Annotated in this window: 15 protein-coding genes; 6 read left to right on the top strand and 9 right to left on the bottom strand. The window is 39.9% G+C overall.

What is annotated here, in order from left to right; genetic code table 11:
• Positions 1-5: 5 nt before the first annotated feature.
• From AC979_RS00550 to AC979_RS00540, 3 genes are all read right to left on the bottom strand, one after another.
• A complete protein-coding gene (locus tag AC979_RS00550) occupies positions 6-2063 on the bottom strand; it encodes an ABC transporter permease (protein WP_049372430.1) in 2058 nt (685 codons plus the stop codon).
• 65 nt (positions 2064-2128) lie between these two features.
• Positions 2129-3166 (bottom strand): ABC transporter substrate-binding protein, encoded by a 1038-nt coding sequence (locus AC979_RS00545; protein ID WP_049372429.1) that lies wholly within the window; start codon positions 3164-3166, stop codon positions 2129-2131.
• A 136-nt stretch (positions 3167-3302) separates the two neighbouring features.
• Positions 3303-4343 (bottom strand): ABC transporter substrate-binding protein, encoded by a 1041-nt coding sequence (locus AC979_RS00540; RefSeq protein WP_005697792.1) that lies wholly within the window; start codon positions 4341-4343, stop codon positions 3303-3305.
• A gap of 185 nt (positions 4344-4528) precedes the next feature.
• Between AC979_RS00540 and udk the strand changes: the two genes are divergently transcribed.
• The 4 genes from udk to AC979_RS00520 are packed head-to-tail and all read left to right on the top strand — an operon-like array spanning position 4529 to position 8129.
• The gene (udk, locus tag AC979_RS00535) at positions 4529-5170 is read left to right on the top strand and encodes a uridine kinase (protein WP_049372428.1); all 642 of its coding nucleotides are present in this window, start codon (positions 4529-4531) and stop codon (positions 5168-5170) included.
• Between the two features lie 8 nt (positions 5171-5178).
• The gene (gene dcd / locus AC979_RS00530; RefSeq protein WP_049370185.1) at positions 5179-5760 is read left to right on the top strand and encodes a dCTP deaminase; all 582 of its coding nucleotides are present in this window, start codon (positions 5179-5181) and stop codon (positions 5758-5760) included.
• Positions 5761-5763: 3 nt separating this feature from the next.
• Positions 5764-6951, top strand: coding sequence for an AsmA-like C-terminal region-containing protein (locus tag AC979_RS00525; protein ID WP_049372427.1), 1188 nt, complete (start codon positions 5764-5766; stop codon positions 6949-6951).
• Positions 6951-8129, top strand: a complete 1179-nt coding sequence (locus AC979_RS00520) for a sugar transporter (RefSeq protein ID WP_049372426.1) — start codon at positions 6951-6953, stop codon at positions 8127-8129. Before AC979_RS00525 ends, AC979_RS00520 begins: the two co-directional genes overlap by 1 nt.
• A gap of 47 nt (positions 8130-8176) precedes the next feature.
• Here AC979_RS00520 and AC979_RS00515 read toward each other — a convergent pair whose 3' ends face one another.
• The 5 genes from AC979_RS00515 to uvrD all read right to left on the bottom strand — a co-directional run bounded on the left by AC979_RS00515 (position 8177) and on the right by uvrD (position 14345).
• Positions 8177-9160 carry a peptide ABC transporter ATP-binding protein gene (locus tag AC979_RS00515; RefSeq protein ID WP_049372425.1) on the bottom strand — a complete coding sequence of 328 codons (984 nt, stop codon included), beginning with the start codon at positions 9158-9160 and terminating at the stop codon, positions 8177-8179.
• Positions 9153-10136 carry a dipeptide ABC transporter ATP-binding protein gene (gene dppD, locus AC979_RS00510; RefSeq protein WP_005699545.1) on the bottom strand — a complete coding sequence of 328 codons (984 nt, stop codon included), beginning with the start codon at positions 10134-10136 and terminating at the stop codon, positions 9153-9155. Before dppD ends, AC979_RS00515 begins: the two co-directional genes overlap by 8 nt.
• Before the next feature lie 8 nt (positions 10137-10144).
• Positions 10145-11041 carry an ABC transporter permease subunit gene (locus tag AC979_RS00505; protein ID WP_005699542.1) on the bottom strand — a complete coding sequence of 299 codons (897 nt, stop codon included), beginning with the start codon at positions 11039-11041 and terminating at the stop codon, positions 10145-10147.
• Positions 11042-11053: 12 nt separating this feature from the next.
• Positions 11054-12058 (bottom strand): ABC transporter permease subunit, encoded by a 1005-nt coding sequence (locus AC979_RS00500; RefSeq protein WP_049370180.1) that lies wholly within the window; start codon positions 12056-12058, stop codon positions 11054-11056.
• A gap of 109 nt (positions 12059-12167) precedes the next feature.
• The gene (uvrD, locus tag AC979_RS00495; protein ID WP_049372424.1) at positions 12168-14345 is read right to left on the bottom strand and encodes a DNA helicase II; all 2178 of its coding nucleotides are present in this window, start codon (positions 14343-14345) and stop codon (positions 12168-12170) included.
• 147 nt (positions 14346-14492) lie between these two features.
• On the opposite strand from uvrD, the gene AC979_RS00490 reads away from it, so the two are divergent.
• Positions 14493-15539 (top strand): ABC transporter substrate-binding protein, encoded by a 1047-nt coding sequence (locus AC979_RS00490; RefSeq protein WP_049372423.1) that lies wholly within the window; start codon positions 14493-14495, stop codon positions 15537-15539.
• A 69-nt stretch (positions 15540-15608) separates the two neighbouring features.
• Here AC979_RS00490 and fdhD read toward each other — a convergent pair whose 3' ends face one another.
• Positions 15609-16418 (bottom strand): formate dehydrogenase accessory sulfurtransferase FdhD, encoded by an 810-nt coding sequence (fdhD, locus tag AC979_RS00485; protein WP_049372422.1) that lies wholly within the window; start codon positions 16416-16418, stop codon positions 15609-15611.
• A gap of 274 nt (positions 16419-16692) precedes the next feature.
• Here fdhD and fdnG point away from each other — a divergent pair, with 274 nt between their 5' ends.
• On the top strand, positions 16693-19776 hold the full coding sequence (gene fdnG, locus AC979_RS00475) for a formate dehydrogenase-N subunit alpha (RefSeq protein ID WP_152670480.1): 3084 nt from the start codon (positions 16693-16695) through the stop codon (positions 19774-19776).
• The last annotated feature ends 1 nt before the right edge of the window (position 19777 follow it).

The raw sequence follows: 19777 nt of genomic DNA, 5'->3' as shown, positions 1-19777 counted from the left end.
ACGAGTTAATTCATTTTTTTCGCTTTAGAACGGGAAATTCGGGTATCACCCACAATCCAGTCAAAGAATAAAATAATAGCCATCATCACGATGATTAAAATCGAACCGTATGCGATAGCAACACCATATTCACCGTCTTCTACACGGTTTAAAATATAGGCTGTTGCTACGCGTGTATCAGCAGTAACTAAAAAGATGATCGCACTCACGGTAGTCATCGCACGAACGAAGCTGGTGACCAATGCAGAAAGTAACGCTGGTTTTAACAATGGTAAAACGATAAACCACAAGGTTTTCCATGAGCTACCTTTTAAAGAAAGAGACGCTTCATCAAGTGATTTATCTAATTGACCAAGACCTGCAATGGCTGCACGCATACCGATTGGTAAATCACGCATTACCATTGAGATGATCACGATAATGCTAGTACCCGTAATATAAAGTGGCGCATTGTTAAAGGCTAAAATATAAGATACCCCTGCAACGGTTCCTGGTACCGCAAAACAAAGCATGGTTAAGAACTCAAGAGATTTTTTACCTTGGAAATCTTTACGCACCACAATATACGCAATTAATAAACCGAAAAGTGCGGTCAATGGTGCGGCAATTCCTGCGTAGATTAAGGTATTAATCAATGATGGCCATGCCCCATCGCTTAAGCCTTGTCCGAATAACATTGCATAGTTTTTCAAGGTTAAGGTGTAATCTACGCCCCAGTTTACGGTGAAACTACCGTAGAAAATACTGCCGTATAACGCTAAGTTAAAGAGTACCCAGAAACCAAGCATACCGATGATGGTATATTTTAAGCCGGTTGGTAAATCTTGCACGTCACCACGATAGGATTTCCCCGAAACGGTCACATAAGAGCGGTTACCAATCCAAATATATTGGATGATAAATACGGCTAATGAGAAGATTAAAAGCATCGAACCTAAAGTACTTGCTGACGCGTAATCTAATTGTGAGCCTGCGATATAGAAGTAGATTTGCGTTGCAATTACGTCAAAGCTACCGCCCAATACTAACGGGTTACTAAAGTCCGCTAAGGATTGGATAAACACGATTAAGAATGAGTTTGCCAATGCCGGACGCAATAATGGGAAAATGATATTAAAGAATGTTTGGTAACGATTTGCACGTAAGGTGTAAGACGCTTCTTCAATTGATGGGTGAACCGATTTTAATGCCCCATCTAAAATCATGAATGAAATCGGCGCAAAAGCAAGAATCTGCGCAATGGCAATTCCGTTAAAGCCGTATAACCAGTTGTGGTTCTCAAATCCAAATGTTGTGGATAAGAACTCTGTCACATAACCAGAACGGCCAAGCATTAATGTTACCCCTAAACCCACAACAAACGGTGGTGTGACGATTGGTAAAATAGAGAAAATTTTACCAATGAATGCCGTTCTACGTGCAATACGGGTGGTATAAAGTGCAAATGCCAAACCGAAAATCGTTGATACGATTCCTACAAAGCCAGACAAGAATAGCGAGTTACTAATAACACGTACAATATAGCTTTGAGTCAAAATTCGCATCACTTGTTGTGGTGCAAAGGTATCACCGTCATAAAACATGGATACAAAGATCGCCAATGTTGGATAAACGATGAAGAAGAAAATTAATAAGATAATGCAAAGTAAAGAGGCAATAATAAATTTATCCCCTTGCATTACTTTTAATTTCGCGAAGGAAAATGTCGCCAATGCAGTTAAACTTGCGATTAATACAATCACAGAATAACCCATGCTGACTTTATAAATTGTCGCACTGACAAAGATAAATAATGTCGCTGCTGCAATAAGATACAGCTCAGCTTTCGCTTGCGTATCCTTCGGTAATTTAAGAAGTGGCATCAATCCGTATAAAATAACCGGTAAAAACCATAATGCCGTAATATTTAACGAAGACCAACCCATTGCACCTAAGTATTCATCGCTTGTGCTTTCAAACAAGCCATAATCTAAAGCGTGGGAAGGCAGAAGAAGAAATGCAATTACAGCAAGAATTATCCAAAAGTTAGCAGATTGGATAATAGGAAGTTTATTTGCGTTCATACAACCTCGCATAAAAGAAAAAAGCGAAATAATATAATAGCTATTATTTCGCTATGTATACATCATTATTTTGCTAATTTAACATCATCAACCCATTTTGTGATCAAACGTTTACGTAAATCACTTGAGCCGTATTTGTCAAAATCATAATTAATTAAATTGATGGATTTAAAATCGAGTGCATAAGGCGATTGCTCAGCGGTACTATTGGTTAAAATAGAATACGCTTCCCCTTTTTTCCAGGTTAACTCTTGCGCTTCTTTTGATAACGCCCAATCCACAAATAATTTCGCATTTTCAAGGTTTCTTGCACCTTTAATAATGCTCACGCCACCAATTTCATAGCCTGTACCTTCGCAAGGTACGACTAATTCCACTGGTGCACCTTTGGCTTTCTCTAAAGAATATTCATGTAAAAAACCAATTCCGATTGCGGTTTCACCACGTGCTGTATTACGGGTTGCCGTGTTACCGGATTTAGTATATTGGGAAACGTTTTTATTGAGTTCTTTGAGATATTTGAACGCTTCATCTTCACCCCAAAGTTGGATATAGGTCGCTAACTGAGTATAACCAGTTCCAGAACTTTGTGGATCGGCTGCTTGGATCTCATTACGATAAGCAGGATCAGCTAGATCTTTCCAACATTTTGGTGTCGGTAAATTGAGTTTTTTCAAACGTTCTGGATTGATACCAAAGCCTAATACACCGAGATAAATCGCGGAGGAATAGTTGCCCTTAATTTTAGCGGGATCTCTAAACTGTTCAGGAATTTGCGCGAGATTTGGTGACTTATACGCTTCAAGTAAGCCCATTTCACCCGCTTGAGAATGAGGATCAAGCGTACCGCCATACCATACATCCCCTTGAGGGTTATCTTTTTCAGCATCAATTTTGGCTAAAATTGTTCCTGTTCCACCACGGATAAAACTGGTTTTAATACCGTATTTTTTCTCAAAAGCCATGGTTTCTTGCTCGCACATCGTATTTTGTGCACTACAATACACCACTAAACGACCTTCTACAGCAGATGCGTGAGAACTTAGCAACACGCCACCAAATACAACACCAGAAAGTGCTAAAGCAACGTTAGACATTTTCATTGGTTCACTCCTGTGTTTATAAAATAAGATGAGCTGATACGCTCATCGTAGAAACCCACCTAAAAACCTATCTAGTGGGGCTAAAATGGCAAAAGTGCGGTCAAAAATCTCATGTTTTTCAACCGCACTTTAAACACTATTTCGCTAACTTAACGTCTTGAACCCATTTTTCGATTAAGGCTTTGCGTTGTTCGGTTGCACCGTATTTTTCAAAGTCATAATTGATCAGGTTAAGTTTGTTTGGATCAAACGCTGTTGGCGATTGTTCCGCTGTGGTGTTGGTTAAGATTTGTAAAGAGTCACCTTGTTTCCACGCTAACTCTTGACCTTCTTTAGATAATGCCCAATCCACGAATAATTTTGCGTTATCGATGTTACGCGCACCTTTTAAGATACTTACACCACCTAACTCATAGCCAGTACCCTCACAAGGCACCACTAATTCCAACGGCGCACCTTGACGTTTTTCAAGTGCATAATCGTGTAAGAAACCGATACCTACCGCAGTTTCACCACGTGCCGCATTACGAGACGGGGTGACACCTGATTTGGTGTATTGAGATACGTTTGGATGTAATGCTTTTAAGAAATCAAAGGCTTTTTCTTCGCCCCAAAGCTGAACGAAAGTTGCCAATGCAGTGTAAGCTGTACCTGCACTTTGTGGGTCAGCAATTTGCACTTCGCCTTTTAAGCGAGGATCAGTTAAATCTTTCCAGCATTTTGGGACTTCTTTAATACCTAATTTTGCTAAACGCTCGGTATTCACACCAAAACCTAAGATACCCATGTAAATCGCAGAGACATAATGTCCTTTGGTTTTCGCTGGATCACGGAAACGCTCAACAATTTCATCAATGTGTTTAGATTTATAAGGTTCGATTAAACCTAACTCTGCAGCTTGTGCTTGAGGGTCGAATGTACCACCAAACCAAACGTCTGCTTGTGGGTTATTTTTTTCCGCTTCAACTTTTGCAAAAGTACTGCCTGAACCGTTGCGAATAAATGAGGTTTTCACATCATATTTTTCGCCAAAGGCTTTAGTTGTCGTTTCACAAAGAATGTTAGTCGCACTACAATACACCACTAAACGCCCTTGAGCATTAACAGCTGATGATGTCATGAAGCCTGCAGCTAAAAGTGCGGTTGAAATGGAGAGAGAAATTTTATTCATTTTCATCGTACACTCCTCATAAATAACACTGATGAAATAATAAAAACGAGCACATCGTAAGCGAAAACGAAAAAAAATTCCGTGAACTACTTCACAAATTTAAAAAATTTAAATAAAAAAGAAAGATGAATTTAAACTGATTTTTCTTTATAATCCTTGTAATTTTTACCTTCCGTTTTTGAGGACGTTCTATGTCAGACTCATCTTGTATTATCATCGCTATCACGGGGGCATCCGCTTCAGGAAAAAGCTCTATTGCTTCCACCGTTCATAAAGAACTTTGTAACGACTTAGGTTGTGAAGAAATCGGCATTATTGCTGAAGACAGCTACTATAAAGATCAAAGCCATTTAGAGATGAGTGAGCGAGTAAAAACCAATTATGACCACCCAAGTTCAATGGATAGAGATTTACTCATTCAACACTTAAAAGACTTAAAAAACGGAACCGCCGTAGATATTCCTGTCTATAGTTATGTTGATCACACCAGAACAGGCGAAACCAAACACTTCACGCCGAAAAAAATTGTGATTTTAGAAGGGATCTTATTGCTTACTGATGAGCGAGTTCGCCAATTAGCCGATATTTCTGTATTCGTGGATACCCCATTAGATATTTGCTTTATCCGCCGTTTACAACGTGATATGGAAGAACGAGGCCGTTCGTTACAATCTGTTATTGATCAATATCGTGCAACTGTTCGTCCAATGTTCTTACAATTTATCGAGCCATCAAAACAATATGCGGATATCGTGATTCCTCGCGGCGGTAAAAACCGTATTGCGATTAATATGTTAAAAGCTCAAATTCTTCATTTATTAAACCAAAAATAGGAAAAATCATGCGTCTTTGCGATACCGATATCGAACGCTATCTAGATGATGGCATTATTTCTTTAACGCCTCGTCCTGAAAATGATAAAATCAATGGGGCAACCATTGATGTGCGTTTAGGCAATTCATTTCGCGTATTTCGTGAACATTCCGCGCCTTATATTGATTTAAGTGGCCCGAAAGAAGAAGTCTCTGCTCAACTTGAATCAGTGATGAGTGACGAAATTATTATCGGTGATGATGAAGCCTTCTTCTTACACCCTGGTATGTTGGCATTAGCAACCACATTGGAGTCAGTGAAACTCCCTGCCAATATTATCGGTTGGCTAGATGGTCGTTCTTCACTTGCTCGTTTAGGCTTAATGGTGCATGTTACCGCTCATCGTATTGATCCAGGTTGGGAAGGCAAAATTGTGTTGGAATTCTACAACTCCGGCAAATTACCTTTAGCATTGCGTCCAAATATGGTGATTGGTGCTTTAAGTTTTGAAGTATTAAGTGGCCCAGCAGCTCGTCCTTACATCAGCCGTAAAGATGCGAAATATAAACATCAGCAAAATGCGGTAGCGAGCCGAATTAATGAGGATTAATCAATGAAAAAGATCGCAATTAGCCTGTTGATCGTGCTGTTTTCGATCTTTGCTTTTTTCTACATTCAACTTAATCAACTGAAAAATAGTATTGCCGATCATTTAACGCAATACGATATTCAAGCACATGATTTTTCACTAAGCCTTATACCTCAACCAACGGTAAATTTATCGGGTTTGAAATACCATCAACTTTCAGCTGAAAACATTGACGCTAAATTTGCGCTCTTCCCGCTTTTATCAGGCAATCCGATTTTAGAAGAAATCCAAATCACTCATTTTAAACTGAGTGAACAAGCCTTAAACCATGCCAATATTCATGGCCGTTTTACTGATTTTTCACTTAAAAATATTTTTAACCAAAACATTGCATTTAAAGGTGAAAGTGCGGTTACTCTTTCTCTTTATAAACCACTTTATGGCACAAACACGCAATATCAATTTGCATTCAGCAAGGGAAATATTAACCTAAACCATCAAGGCAAGAATTTGATTCAATTTGTTAATGCCCGTTTAAATCAACAGCCACTCGGTTATATCGAAACTTATGTTGATTTTTCAAAACCAGTTAAAACCATCAATGCCTATTTGCAACCTGATTGCCAGAATTGTTTAGCCACCTTTAAATTTAGTCATAAAGATCTACAAAGTGCGGTCAATTTTTCTGGTAAAAATTTCCCAATGGCGCAACTTATCGCCTTGCTAAACTTCCCTAATACATTAACAGGTAATGCTGATTTTAATATCCAACTCGCCCTAACCAATTCAGAACTCACCAAAGGGGAATTCTATTTCGATGCTCAAAATGGTGAAATTTTAGGATTGAACTTATTGGATATGGCAGCACAGTATTTACCGATTAATTACAACAGCGATTTAACCGCAAGTAGAAATATGAATACGCCTTACGAGCGTTTAGAGTCGCGTCTTTCATTCGAGAATCACTTGCTTAAAGTAGATAAAATGAACTTAAAAACAACCGCACTTTTAGGTGAAGGTTCTGGAGCCATTGATTTAGATAATGTACAATGTGATGTCAATTTAACCTTAAGATCCACTAACGAAAAATACAAAAAGCTGGCATTGCCTATTCGCTTTTTCGATAGTTGCTACTCACCACAATATAAGGTGAATATTGACCAAAACTTTCGTCATCAATTGAAAGAATTAATTAAAGAGAAATTAAAATAATGTCATTTTATCAGAAAGCAGAAAGAACTAAATATTGGCGCGTAGTTATCATGGCTTGCGCCGCTTTTATTTTTAACACCACGGAATTTGTGCCAGTTGCGTTACTCACAGACATCGGACAAAGTTTTGATATGCAAAGCTCCGATGTGGGTTTAATGATGACCGTTTATGCTTGGACTGTCATGATCATGTCTTTACCCGCCATGCTCGCGACAGGCGATATGGAACGTAAAGGCTTATTACTGAAACTTTTCGTCATTTTTATCATCGGTCATATTATCTCGGTCATTGCATGGAATTATTGGATTCTGCTAATTGCTCGTATGTGTATTGCAGTAGCGCATTCACTCTTCTGGGCAATTACCGCATCATTAGTGATGCGTGTGGCACCGAAGAATAAGAAAACACAAGCCATTGGTATGCTCGCTATCGGTACATCCCTTGCGACTATTTTAGGCTTACCATTAGGCCGTTTAGTCGGTCAATTAGTTGGTTGGCGTATTACTTTCGCAATCATTGCCGCATTAGCTTTGGTTGTGATGGTATTTATTATGCGTTTATTACCAAATCTACCAAGTAAAAATGCAGGCTCGTTATCTAGTCTGCCGATTTTAGCAAAACGTCCATTACTAATTGGACTTTATGCTACAACGGTAATCATTGTTTCAGCACATTTTACCGCTTATACCTACATTGAACCCTTTATGGTTCAAATCGGCGAACTCGATCCAAATCTTGCAACGATAATTTTGTTAGTTTTTGGGGTTTCTGGCATTACCGCAAGTGTGATATTTAACCGCTTATACCGTTTCGGTCCAACTCAATTTATCAGTGGGGCAATGATTTTACTGACTATATCTTTAACATTTATGCTTGCCTCTGCGAGTTATACCGCCACGATGTTTACCCTTGCTTTTATTTGGGGTATTGGCATCTCTTGTATCGGACTCGCATTACAAATGCGCGTACTACAACTTGCTCCTGATGCAACGGACGTAGCAAGTGCCATTTATTCCGGTATTTTTAATGCTGGTATTGGTGCAGGCGCACTATTTGGTAATCAAATCGCTCATCACATTGGTCTTGAATATATAGGCTTTAGTGGCGCGGCATTAGCTATGATTGCACTCGGTATTTTTGTCTTCTTCAATTTCCGCTATCGCGCTCAAAACAACTAAAAAAATGACCGCACTTACTCAAGTGCGGTCATTTTCTTTTCTCTTTTCTAATCGAGATGGAAGCAAGCAATGAGCTTACCATCAGGATATTTTTCCAATTTAGGCTGCTCATTTCGACATTTATCCGTTGCTTTCCAACAACGCGGATTAAAAGCACAACCTTTTGGCGGATTAATCGGACTTGGTAATTCTCCGGTTAATTTAATCCGCTGGCGACGTAATTCAGGTGACAATCTTGGTGTTGCTGAAAGTAACGCTTGTGTATAAGGATGCTGAGGATTAGCAAAGATCTGCTCTTTTGAGCCCATTTCAACACAGCGGCCTAAATACATCACCATCACCTCATCAGCAATATGCTCAACCACTGAAAGATCATGGGAAATAAACACATAAGATAAACCAAGCTCAGCTTGTAAATCCATCATCAAATTCAGCACTTGCGCACGAACAGATACGTCTAACGCTGAAACAGGTTCATCCGCTACAACCACGTCAGGATCAAGCATTAAACCACGAGCAATCGCGATACGCTGACGTTGTCCGCCCGAAAACATATGTGGATAGCGATCATAAAACTCTGCGCGCAATCCCACTTTCGCCATCATGGATAACACTTTTTCTTTACGTTCTTTAGCCGATAGATTGGTATTAATGACTAAAGGCTCTTCCAAAATTGTGCCGATTTTCTTACGCGGATTCAGTGATGCGTAAGGGTTTTGAAACACGATTTGGATTTTCTGACGGCGCAATGCTTTCGTTTCGTGATCATTCTCTAAGAAATTTTGCCCGTTGTAATACAACTCGCCTTCTGTCGGTTCTTCTATCATCGTCAATAGACGACCAAGTGTCGATTTACCACAACCAGACTCGCCTACCACCGCAAGGGTTTTACCACGTTCTAAGGAAAAAGACACACCATCTAATGCTTTCACTTGCTGTGTTTTAGCAAACATCCCTTTTTTGACAGGATAATATTTCTTCAGCCCAATAGCATTAAGCAATGGTGCATTTTTTTGTGCGACATTAGACATTGCTAGGTTCTCCTTGGGCATTTAATGGGGTGTGACATTTTACTTGTCGATTTCCTATTTGACGCAATTCAGGTTCAACACTTCGACAAAGATCGGTCGCATACGGACATCGTGGATTTAACAAACAACCTTGTGGGCGATCGTATTTACCTGGCACCACACCAGGTAAAGATTGCAAACGAGATTTACCTTCTGCGAACTCAGGTAAAGAACGCAATAACGCTTGAGTGTAAGGATGTTTTGGCTCACGGAAAATATCTTCCGCCCGCCCTTCTTCCACTACTTGTCCTGCATACATCACAATAATACGATGCGCCGCTTCTGCGACTAACGCAAGATCATGCGTGATCAGAATCAACGACATACATTCTTTTTGCTGTAACTCAAGTAACAAATCTACAATTTGTGCTTGAATAGTCACATCCAGTGCAGTGGTTGGTTCATCAGCAATGAGCAATCTCGGTTTACATGCAATGGCCATAGCAATCATAACGCGTTGGCTCATCCCGCCAGAAAGCTGATGCGGATAAACATCAATACGTGATTCAGGATCAGGAATACCGACTAAACGTAATAGCTCTAAGGTGCGCTCACGACGTTCTTTTTTGCTGCCGCCTTGATGCGCTTTGATGGCTTCCATAATTTGGAAACCCACTGTATAGGCCGGATTTAAGCTTGTCATCGGGTCTTGGAAGATCATGGCAATATCTGCGCCAACTAATTCCCGCTTTTCTTTTGCCGGTAAGCTTAAGAGATCTTTACCTTCAAATTCTAGCCCTTTCGCTGAAACACGCCCAGGAAAATCAATTAAGCCCATCACAGCAAGGGAACTTACTGATTTCCCTGAACCTGACTCGCCGACAATACCTAATACTTCGCCTTGATTGACTTGGTAGCTTATACGATCCACCGCTTTAAAAGGTGCTTTTTCATCACCAAAGTGAACAGACAGCTCTTTTACATCCAATAATGCCATTCTGCCCCCTATTGTTTTAATTTTGGATCGAGTGCATCACGCAACCCGTCGCCCATTAAGTTAAATGCTAAAACAAGCGATAAAATCACTAAACCTGGAATGGTAACCAACCAGTTTGCCGCCTGCATAAAGCTACGTGATTCAGATAACATAGTACCCAATTCTGGTGTTGGTGGTTTTGCGCCGATACCTAAGAAACCTAAAGTCGCTAATTCTAAAATCGCATTAGAAATCCCCATCGTCATTTGTACGATAAGCGGTGCAAGGCAATTCGGTAAAATGACAATAAACATTAAACGTAATACGCTTGCTCCCGCCACTCGTGAAGAGGTGACATAATCTCTGTTTTTCTCGTTTAATACTGCTGCACGTGTTAAGCGCACATAACTTGGAATCGAAACCACGGCAATCGCCAACGTCGCATTTGTTAAAGAAGGCTCTAAAATTGACACCACCACAATGGTTAAAAGCAAGTTTGGGATAGCCAACATAATGTCAATAAAACGAACAATTAATGTATCTAATGCTCCACCATAATAGCCTGCGAGCAAGCCAAGACTCGTCCCTAAAATGCAAGATAAAATGACAATAATGAAACCTGCAAAAACAGAAATGCGCGTACCATAAATAATGCGAGAAAGAATATCTCGACCAATGTCATCCGTACCCAGTAAATAAGCTGAATTGCCGCCTTCATACCACGCAGGCGGTAACAATAGCGCTGAACGATTTTGTTCGATAGGATCAAAAGGTGCTATCCAAGGGGCAAAAATACTGATTAATGCAACAGCAAGGATAAAAGTGAGCCCAATCACCGCCCCTTTATTTTGTTTGAAATAAAACCAAAACTCCTGCAACGGTGTGCGCGGTGCGAAGGTTTCAATAGGTAAAGTTTGTTCCGTCATTAATAAGGCTCCTTATTGATGGCGAATACGTGGGTTTACCACGCCATAAAGTAAATCGATCGTCAAATTCACCACAATAATAATTGTAGCAATAATCAACACGGCGCCTTGTAAGACTGGATAATCACGATTAGAAATCGCATCAATAATCCATTTACCAATACCCGGCCATGAGAAAATTGTTTCGGTTAAAACTGCACCGGATAATAACTGTCCTACAATCAATCCCACCACGGTCACAACAGGGATCAGTGCATTACGTAGCGCATGAACAATCACAATTCGGGTATAACTTAAGCCTTTCGCTTTTGCGGTACGAATATAATCTTCACCTAACACTTCCAACATCGAAGAACGTGTCATTCGGGTAATCACCGCAAGTGGAATGGTACCTAGCACAATAGATGGTAAAATCAATGACTTAATGGCATTTCCAAAGGCACCTGGCTCACCTGAAAGCCAAGTATCGATTAACATAAAACCGGTTGGTGTATCGATCCAGAAACTATCTTCTAAACGTCCCCCTTGTGGTAAATCTAACCAAGGTGAAACATATAAGATCAAAATTAATCCCCACCAGAAAATTGGCATGGAATAACCCGTTAATGACATGGCGGTCACGGTATGAGAAATCCAGCTATCTTTCTTGACGGCAGCAATCGTTCCTAACGTAATGCCGGCAATTAATGACCAAAATAGAGCAAAGAAAGCCAATTCAAACGTGGCAGGGAAAAGTGTGAAAAACTCCCTCAGAACAGGTTGTTGAGTACGGAATGATTCACCAAAATCGCCTTGTATTACATTACCAATATAATTGAAATATTGCTGATACAACGGTAAATCGAGACCAAGTTGTTTCATCATTTGTTGATGAACTTCTGGCGTTAAACCTCGCTCTCCCATCATAATTTCCACAGGATCGCCTGGAATAAAATGAATGAGAGCAAAAGTCACAAAAGTGATGGCGATAAAGGTAGGAATCACCATCAAAATACGTTTTAAAATAAATTTAAACATCTACTTCCCACATGATAAAAGTGCGGTCATTTCTTCGAATGCTTTCGCACTTGGCACCTTGAGCATAAACATCAATATTCATACTCGTTGCAATAAAATCCTCCCGATTCTACCGCACTTTTTCTAATTTTGCCAAATGTGCAATCAACCACTTAATGCCTTGAGCTTGGAAAGCAATTTGTAAACGGGTGTTATTATCTGAGCCTTCAACGTTTATAACAGTGCCAAAACCAAACTTTTCATGTTTCACTTTTTGCCCCATTTTCCATTCATTCTCAGGCAAACTTGCACTTAAACTCCCTACTTTCGCTTGGTTTAATGCTCGGGTGACTGTTCCGCGTAAACGGATTTCTTGAATGCACTCTGATGGCAATTCTGTAATAAAACGCGAAGGTAAATGGCGTTCTTCTTTCGTGTAAACACGACGACTTTCAGCATAACAAATGGTAAGTTTTTGCTTCGCTCGAGTAATGCCCACATAAGCAAGACGGCGTTCTTCCTCCAAACGACCAGGCTCTTCAAATGAACGGAAACTTGGGAATACGCCCTCTTCTACCCCCACCATAAATACGCGCGGGAATTCCAAGCCTTTTGCTGAATGCAAAGTCATCATTTCCACACATGATTGATGAGGGGAGGCCTGTTCTTCTCCCGCTTCTAAAGATGCATGAGTTAAAAAAGCAGTAAGATCAGTCATATCCTCAGCTTCATCGGGTTTGATAAATTCACGGGTTGCCGTCACCAATTCTTCTAAGTTTTCAATACGGACTTCACCTTTCTCGCCTTTTTCCTGTTTATACATATCGTATAAGCCAGAATGTTTAATCACGAAATCAGTTTGTGCAAACAGTGGCATTTCGGCTGTATCAACCTGTAAAGAATTAATCAACTCTTGGAAACGAAGCAATGCGGTTGAAGCACGTCCCGTTAACATATTTTCTTGTGTGGCCACTTGTACTGCTTGCCATAAGGTAATTTGACGTTCACGGGTTAAATTTCGTAACACATCTAAAGTACGATCACCAATGCCTCGTGTAGGGGTATTAATCACACGTTCAAACGCGGCATCATCTTGACGATTATTGATTAAGCGTAAATACGCCAACGCATCTTTAATTTCTTGGCGTTCAAAGAATCGCATTCCACCGTAAATACGATAAGGAATTTGACAACGAATCAAGGCTTCTTCAATGACACGAGATTGGCTATTACTACGATATAAAACAGCACAATCATCTAATTTTCCACCGTCATCTACCCAATTTTGGATTTGAGACGCCACAAATTTTGCCTCATCTAATTCATTAAATGCTGCATAAATACCTACTGGCTCACCCATTTCACCGTCGGTCCATAAATTCTTACCGAGGCGATCACTATTATTCGAAATAAGTTGGTTGGCACTTTTCAAAATATTGCCAGTAGAACGATAATTTTGTTCCAAACGAATGGTTTCAGCATTGAAATCTTTTAGGAATTTTTGAATGTTTTCGACCTGTGCACCACGCCAACCATAAATGGATTGGTCATCATCGCCCACAATCATCACTTTGCCCGTATTACCGGCAAGAATTTTGATCCAAGCATATTGGATTTTATTGGTATCTTGAAACTCATCCACCAAAATGTGCTGAAAACGTTGCTGATAGCGTTGTAAAATTGCAGGCTTTTTAGCAAATAATTCATACGCACGAATTAACAATTCAGCAAAATCTACTAAGCCCGCACGATCACAAGTATCTTGATAAATTTGATAAATCTTAATCCACTCTTTTTCCTGGCGATCACCAAAATCATTAATATCTTTCGGTCTTAAACCTTCATCTTTTTTATTATTGATATACCAACACGCTTGTTTTGGTGGAAATGCTTTATCGTCATAATTGTGCAATTTCATCAAGCGTTTTACTAAACGAAGTTGGTCTTCAGAATCCAAAATTTGGAAGTCTTGTGGCAAGTTCACATCTAAATGGTGAGCGCGTAATAATCGATGGGCAATGCTATGGAATGTCCCAATCCACATACCAAATAGATTCGATTGAGCATGTTTGGATAAGGTATCTTGAATACGATGACGCATTTCAGCAGCGGCTTTATTGGTAAAGGTGACCGCCATAATGCTGCCTTCAGAAATATTTTCTACGGCAATCAACCAAGCAATACGATGAGTCAAGACGCGAGTTTTACCACTTCCAGCCCCCGCAAGCACAAGGTAATTGCCAAGCGGTGCTGCCACTGCTTCACGTTGTTTATCATTCAAGCCATCAAGTAATTCTGAAATATCCATCGCTCTTATTTTAATCTGGTTAAATTTACAGGGATTATAGTGTGAATTATATTTTTAAACAATCCCAATATTTACAAATTTCCTCCGCCCGCTTATATTAGCAATATCAAATAATTACTATATATTGACAAAGAAAAAGGAGACATAATGTCAATAAAAACTACATTAAAATTAACCGCACTTTCAGCCCTAACCGCCCTCACGTACACGTCTCACGCACAGGCTGAAGGCAAACTCACCGTATATTGCAGTGTACAAAATGTAGTATGCGAAAAAGTTACTCAAGCCTTTAGTAAAAAATACAATGTAGATGCACAATTTGTACGTAATAGTACAGGCGTCGTATTAGGCAAAATTAAAGCTGAAAAAGAAAACCCACAAGCTGATTTCTGGTTTGGTGGCACGATTGAACCTCATCTCCAAGCGGCTGAATTAGGCTTACTTGAATCCTATCGTTCCCCATTACAAAAAGATATCATGCCACAATTTAAATCTCTGATGGACCAACGTGGCAATTTCACCTCTGTGATTTACTTAATGGAACTTGGCATTGGGGTCAATACTAAAAAATTAAAAGAATTGAATATTCCAGCGCCAAAATGTTATGCAGATCTAATAAAACCTGAATATCAAGGCCAAATTCAATATCCTGATCCGCGTGTATCAGGCACGGGCTATTCCCTTATCAGCACTTTTTCCACATTATGGGGAGAAGAAAAAGCTTTTGATTATTTGAAAAAATTAGAGCCAAATCTCATGCAACATACCAAAACAGGCCTTGCGAGCAACTATTTGGCTAACGGTACTGTAGCGATTGATTTAGGTTTTATGTTGGTTTATCCGCGTGAGAAGAAAAATGGTGCGCCAGTTGAAGGTATTTTACCATGCGAAGGCGTAGGCTATTCTTTAGGCGGGGCAAGCATTATTAAAGGAGCTAGAAACCTTGATAATGCCAAGCTATTTATGGATTTCGTGCTAAGCAAAGAAGCACAAGAAATTCCATGGAAAGAATCAGACTCTTACCAACTTCCAACCAATATCCATGCAGAACCTGCACCAGGTTTCCTACCGGCTGGTAAATTAAAACTGGTGGATATTGATTTTATGAAATTTGGTACAGATCAAGAAGGTAAACGCCTCACCCAACGTTGGGTTTCTGAAGTGCTCTTAGAGAGTAAATCACCAAAAGAATAAAAGGAATAAACAAAAAGTGCGGTCAAAATAAGAATGTTTTTGACCACACTCGTTTTTATATAGATAAAACTAAGCTAAAATCAACCGCTTTTTCCCTGCATAGATATTGGCTTTTCCTGGGCGAGCAAAGCCGATAAGGGAAAGATTGTGTTGTTCAGCCATATTGACAGCAAGATCTGTTGCTGCAGAAATTGCAACAAGTAACTCGATGCCACAAGCGACCGATTTTTGAACCATTTCATAGCTAGCTCGGCTCGAAACTAGTACGAATCCTTTCGGTTGATTCTGTTTAGCATGCCAGCCGATTAATTTATCTAGTGCCACATGTCGCCCAACATCTTCTCGAATCGCCAGTAAATTACCTGATAAATCAAAAAAGGCGGCGGCATGTGTCGCCCCTGTCTCTTTTCCGAGTGTTTGATTAGCTTGTAATTGTTCTAAACAGCCATCTAATAAATTTAAATTAAATTGGAAAGTGTGGTCTAATTTCGGCAACTTTTTATAAACTTGCGAAATTTGTTCTGTGCCACAAATGCCACATCCCGTTCTACCTGTTAATGTACGGCGATGATCTTTTAATGCCACAAATTGACGGCTAGATAATTCAATTTGCACTTCAATGCCATTGCATACTTCCACCACATCAATGCCATAAATATCCGCTTTTTTCTCAATAATACCTTCCGCTAATGAAAAGCCTAAAGCAAAATCCTCTAAATCTTGGGGAGAGCACATCATAACAGTATGTGCAATACCATTATAAACAAGTGAAACAGGCACTTCCGCAGCCAAACTATCTTGTTTTTCCACTAAAAGTAAGGTCGGATTTTCAGATGTTTTTTTTAAAAAATTAATTGTTTTTTGGATTATCCAGTGCATTATTTTTTCCCAATAAAATGACTGTTGTAAAAATGTTACTTTTTTTTAACAAAAAATGTTTGTTTTGTGATCTAGCTCAAGTTTTAAAGCGATTATAACAAGTTTTGATTATAGATTTTCGGTTAAAAAATAGTTAAAATCGGTCCGTTTAAATTGGTCATTATTATAATCAATTTAATGGTTGATACGTTATTTTAACGAAATCAAATAAATTATCTATACGAATTTATACTATCGAAATATCTTAACGGTTCGCCGTTATGAAGGAGTGATTATGCAGGTCTCTAGACGTAAGTTCTTTAAGATCTGTGCAGGTGGTATGGCGGGGACGTCTGCGGCAATGTTGGGCTTTGCACCATCATCTGTCTTAGCGGCACCACGTGAATACAAATTATTACGGGCTTTTGAATCCCGTAACACCTGTACATATTGTGCAGTGAGCTGTGGTATGTTGTTATATAGCACAGGCAAACCTTACGATGCTTTAAGCAGCCATACAGGTACCAATACCCGTTCTAAATTATTCCACCTTGAAGGTGACCCTGACCATCCGGTAAGCCGTGGGGCATTATGTCCGAAAGGTGCGGGCGCATTAGACTATGTTAATAGTGAAAGCCGTGCATTATACCCTGAATATCGTGCACCGGGTTCTGACAAATGGGTTCGTCTTTCTTGGGAAGAAGCGATCAAACGCGTTTCTCGTTTATTAAAAGATGACCGTGATGCTAACTTCGTTGAAAAAGACGCTAGTGGCAAAACTGTTAACCGTTGGACAACCACAGGTATTATGACCGCCTCCGCCATGAGTAATGAAGCCGCACTTCTTACTCAAAAATGGGTGAGAATGTTGGGCATAGTGCCGATGTGTAACCAAGCGAATACTTGACACGGACCAACGGTAGCAAGTCTTGCTCCATCATTTGGTCGCGGTGCCATGACAAACAACTGGGTTGACATCAAAAACGCCAATCTTATTATTGTTCAAGGTGGTAACCCTGCTGAAGCTCACCCTGTTGGCTTCCGTTGGGCGATTGAAGCGAAGAAAAACGGTGCGAAAATCATCGTGGTTGACCCTCGCTTTAACCGTACAGCTTCTGTAGCTGACCTTCATGCACCAATTCGTTCCGGTTCTGATATCGCATTCTTAATGGGTGTGATCCGTTACTTATTGGAAACTAACCAAATTCAACACGAATACGTTAAACACTATACCAATGCTTCATTCTTAGTTGATGAAGGTTTCAAATTTGAAGATGGTTTATTCGTAGGTTTTGATGAAGAAAAACGTACTTACGATAAATCTAAATGGAATTACCAATTTGATGAAAATGGTAATGCTAAACGTGACATGACCTTACAAGATCCACGTTGTGTGATTAATATCTTGAAAGAACACGTTTCTCGCTATACCCCAGAAATAGTTGAACGTATCACGGGTGTTAAACAAAAACTCTTCTTACAAATCTGTGAAGAAATTGGTAAAACCTCTGCACCGAATAAAACCATGACGCACTTATATGCGTTAGGCTTTACTGAGCATACAATCGGTACACAAAATATTCGTTCAATGGCAATGATCCAATTACTCTTAGGTAATATGGGGATGCCAGGAGGCGGTATTAATGCATTACGTGGACACTCAAACGTACAAGGTACAACAGATATGGGCTTATTGCCGATGTCTTTACCTGGTTATATGCGTTTGCCGAATGATAAAGATACGTCCTACGAGCAATACATTAATGCGATTACGCCAAAAGATATCGTACCAAACCAAGTGAACTACTATCGTAATACCTCGAAATTCTTCGTGAGTATGATGAAAACGTTCTATGGTGATAAAGCAACCAAAGAAAATGGTTGGGGTTTCGATTTCTTACCAAAAGCAGACCGCTTATACGACCCTATCACTCATGTTAAGTTAATGAATGATGGCAAATTAAACGGTTGGATTTTACAAGGTTTCAACGTACTAAACTCATTACCGAACAAAAATAAAACTGTTGCAGGTATGAGCAAATTGAAATTCTTAATCGTGATGGATCCGCTTCAAACTGAATCTTCTGAATTCTGGAAAAACTTTGGTGAATCAAACAATGTGAATCCAGCAGATATTCAAACTGAAGTATTCCGTTTACCAACCACCTGTTTCGCAGAAGAAGATGGTTCTATTGCTAACTCTGGTCGTTGGGCTCAATGGCACTGGAAAGGCTGTGACCAACCAGGTGAAGCGTTACCAGATGTTGAAATTCTTTCTATGATTCGTGAAGAAATGCATCACCTTTATCAAAAAGAAGGTGGTCATGGTATCGAATCTTTCGAAGCTATGACTTGGAACTATGCTCAACCGCATTCACCAAGTTCTGTAGAATTAGCGAAAGAATTGAATGGTTACGCGCTTGCAGATCTTCTCGATGCTGATGGCAACGTCATGTATAAAAAAGGTCAATTACTTAACGGATTCGCTCACTTACGTGATGACGGTACAACCTCATCAGGTAACTGGATCTATGTGGGTCAATGGACTGAAAAAGGTAACCAAACCGCAAACCGTGACAACTCTGACCCATCAGGTTTAGGTTGTACATTAGGTTGGGGCTTCGCATGGCCGGCAAACCGTCGTATCCTTTACAGTCGTGCTTCACTTGATATTAACGGTAATCCTTGGGATAAACACCGTCAATTAATCAAATGGAACGGTAAAAACTGGAACTGGTTAGATGTAGCTGACTATGGCACACAACCACCAGGTTCTGATGCAGGTCCATTTATTATGTCTGCAGAAGGTGTTGGCCGCCTATTCGCTGTAGATAAAATTGCGAATGGTCCTATGCCTGAACACTATGAACCAATTGAAAGTCCGATTGACACTAACCCACTACACCCAAGTGTCGTCTCTGATCCGACTGTTCGTATTTATAAAGAAGACCGTGAATTTATCGGTTCAAACAAAGATTTCCCTTATGTGGCAACCACTTATCGTTTGACCGAGCACTTCCACAGCTGGACTGCTCAATCTGCGTTAAATATCATCGCCCAACCACAACAATTCGTGGAAATTGGTGAGAAATTAGCAGCAGAAAAAGGCATCCAAAAAGGTGATATGGTGAAAATTACTTCTCGCCGTGGCTACATTAAAGCCGTTGCAGTGGTAACAAAACGTTTGAAAGATTTAGAAGTCGACGGACGTACCGTACATCACGTGGGTATTCCAATTCACTGGAACATGAAAGCCTTAAATGGTAAAGGTAATCGTGGTTTCTCCACCAACACCTTAACACCATCTTGGGGTGAAGCAGTCACTCAAACACCAGAATATAAAACATTCTTGGTAAACATTGAGAAAGCGGAGGCATAAT

The organism is Parahaemophilus parainfluenzae, from assembly GCF_001053575.1.
Taxonomy (GTDB): Bacteria; Pseudomonadota; Gammaproteobacteria; order Enterobacterales; family Pasteurellaceae; genus Haemophilus_D; species Haemophilus_D parainfluenzae_S.
Note: the sequence above shows the minus strand (reverse complement) of the source record. Positions and strands in the feature narration are given on the sequence as shown.

Coding starts and splice junctions, on each gene's coding strand:
- dppD (WP_005699545.1), bottom strand. CDS start 10,136: ATGGCATTATTGGATGTAAAAGAGCTGTCTGTTCACTTTGGTGATGAA.
- uvrD (WP_049372424.1), bottom strand. CDS start 14,345: ATGGATATTTCAGAATTACTTGATGGCTTGAATGATAAACAACGTGAA.
- udk (WP_049372428.1), top strand. CDS start 4,529: ATGTCAGACTCATCTTGTATTATCATCGCTATCACGGGGGCATCCGCT.
- AC979_RS00520 (WP_049372426.1), top strand. CDS start 6,951: ATGTCATTTTATCAGAAAGCAGAAAGAACTAAATATTGGCGCGTAGTT.
- AC979_RS00505 (WP_005699542.1), bottom strand. CDS start 11,041: ATGACGGAACAAACTTTACCTATTGAAACCTTCGCACCGCGCACACCG.
- AC979_RS00490 (WP_049372423.1), top strand. CDS start 14,493: ATGTCAATAAAAACTACATTAAAATTAACCGCACTTTCAGCCCTAACC.
- AC979_RS00525 (WP_049372427.1), top strand. CDS start 5,764: ATGAAAAAGATCGCAATTAGCCTGTTGATCGTGCTGTTTTCGATCTTT.
- AC979_RS00515 (WP_049372425.1), bottom strand. CDS start 9,160: ATGTCTAATGTCGCACAAAAAAATGCACCATTGCTTAATGCTATTGGG.
- AC979_RS00540 (WP_005697792.1), bottom strand. CDS start 4,343: ATGAAAATGAATAAAATTTCTCTCTCCATTTCAACCGCACTTTTAGCT.
- AC979_RS00500 (WP_049370180.1), bottom strand. CDS start 12,058: ATGTTTAAATTTATTTTAAAACGTATTTTGATGGTGATTCCTACCTTT.
- AC979_RS00550 (WP_049372430.1), bottom strand. CDS start 2,063: ATGAACGCAAATAAACTTCCTATTATCCAATCTGCTAACTTTTGGATA.
- dcd (WP_049370185.1), top strand. CDS start 5,179: ATGCGTCTTTGCGATACCGATATCGAACGCTATCTAGATGATGGCATT.
- AC979_RS00545 (WP_049372429.1), bottom strand. CDS start 3,166: ATGAAAATGTCTAACGTTGCTTTAGCACTTTCTGGTGTTGTATTTGGT.
- fdhD (WP_049372422.1), bottom strand. CDS start 16,418: ATGCACTGGATAATCCAAAAAACAATTAATTTTTTAAAAAAAACATCT.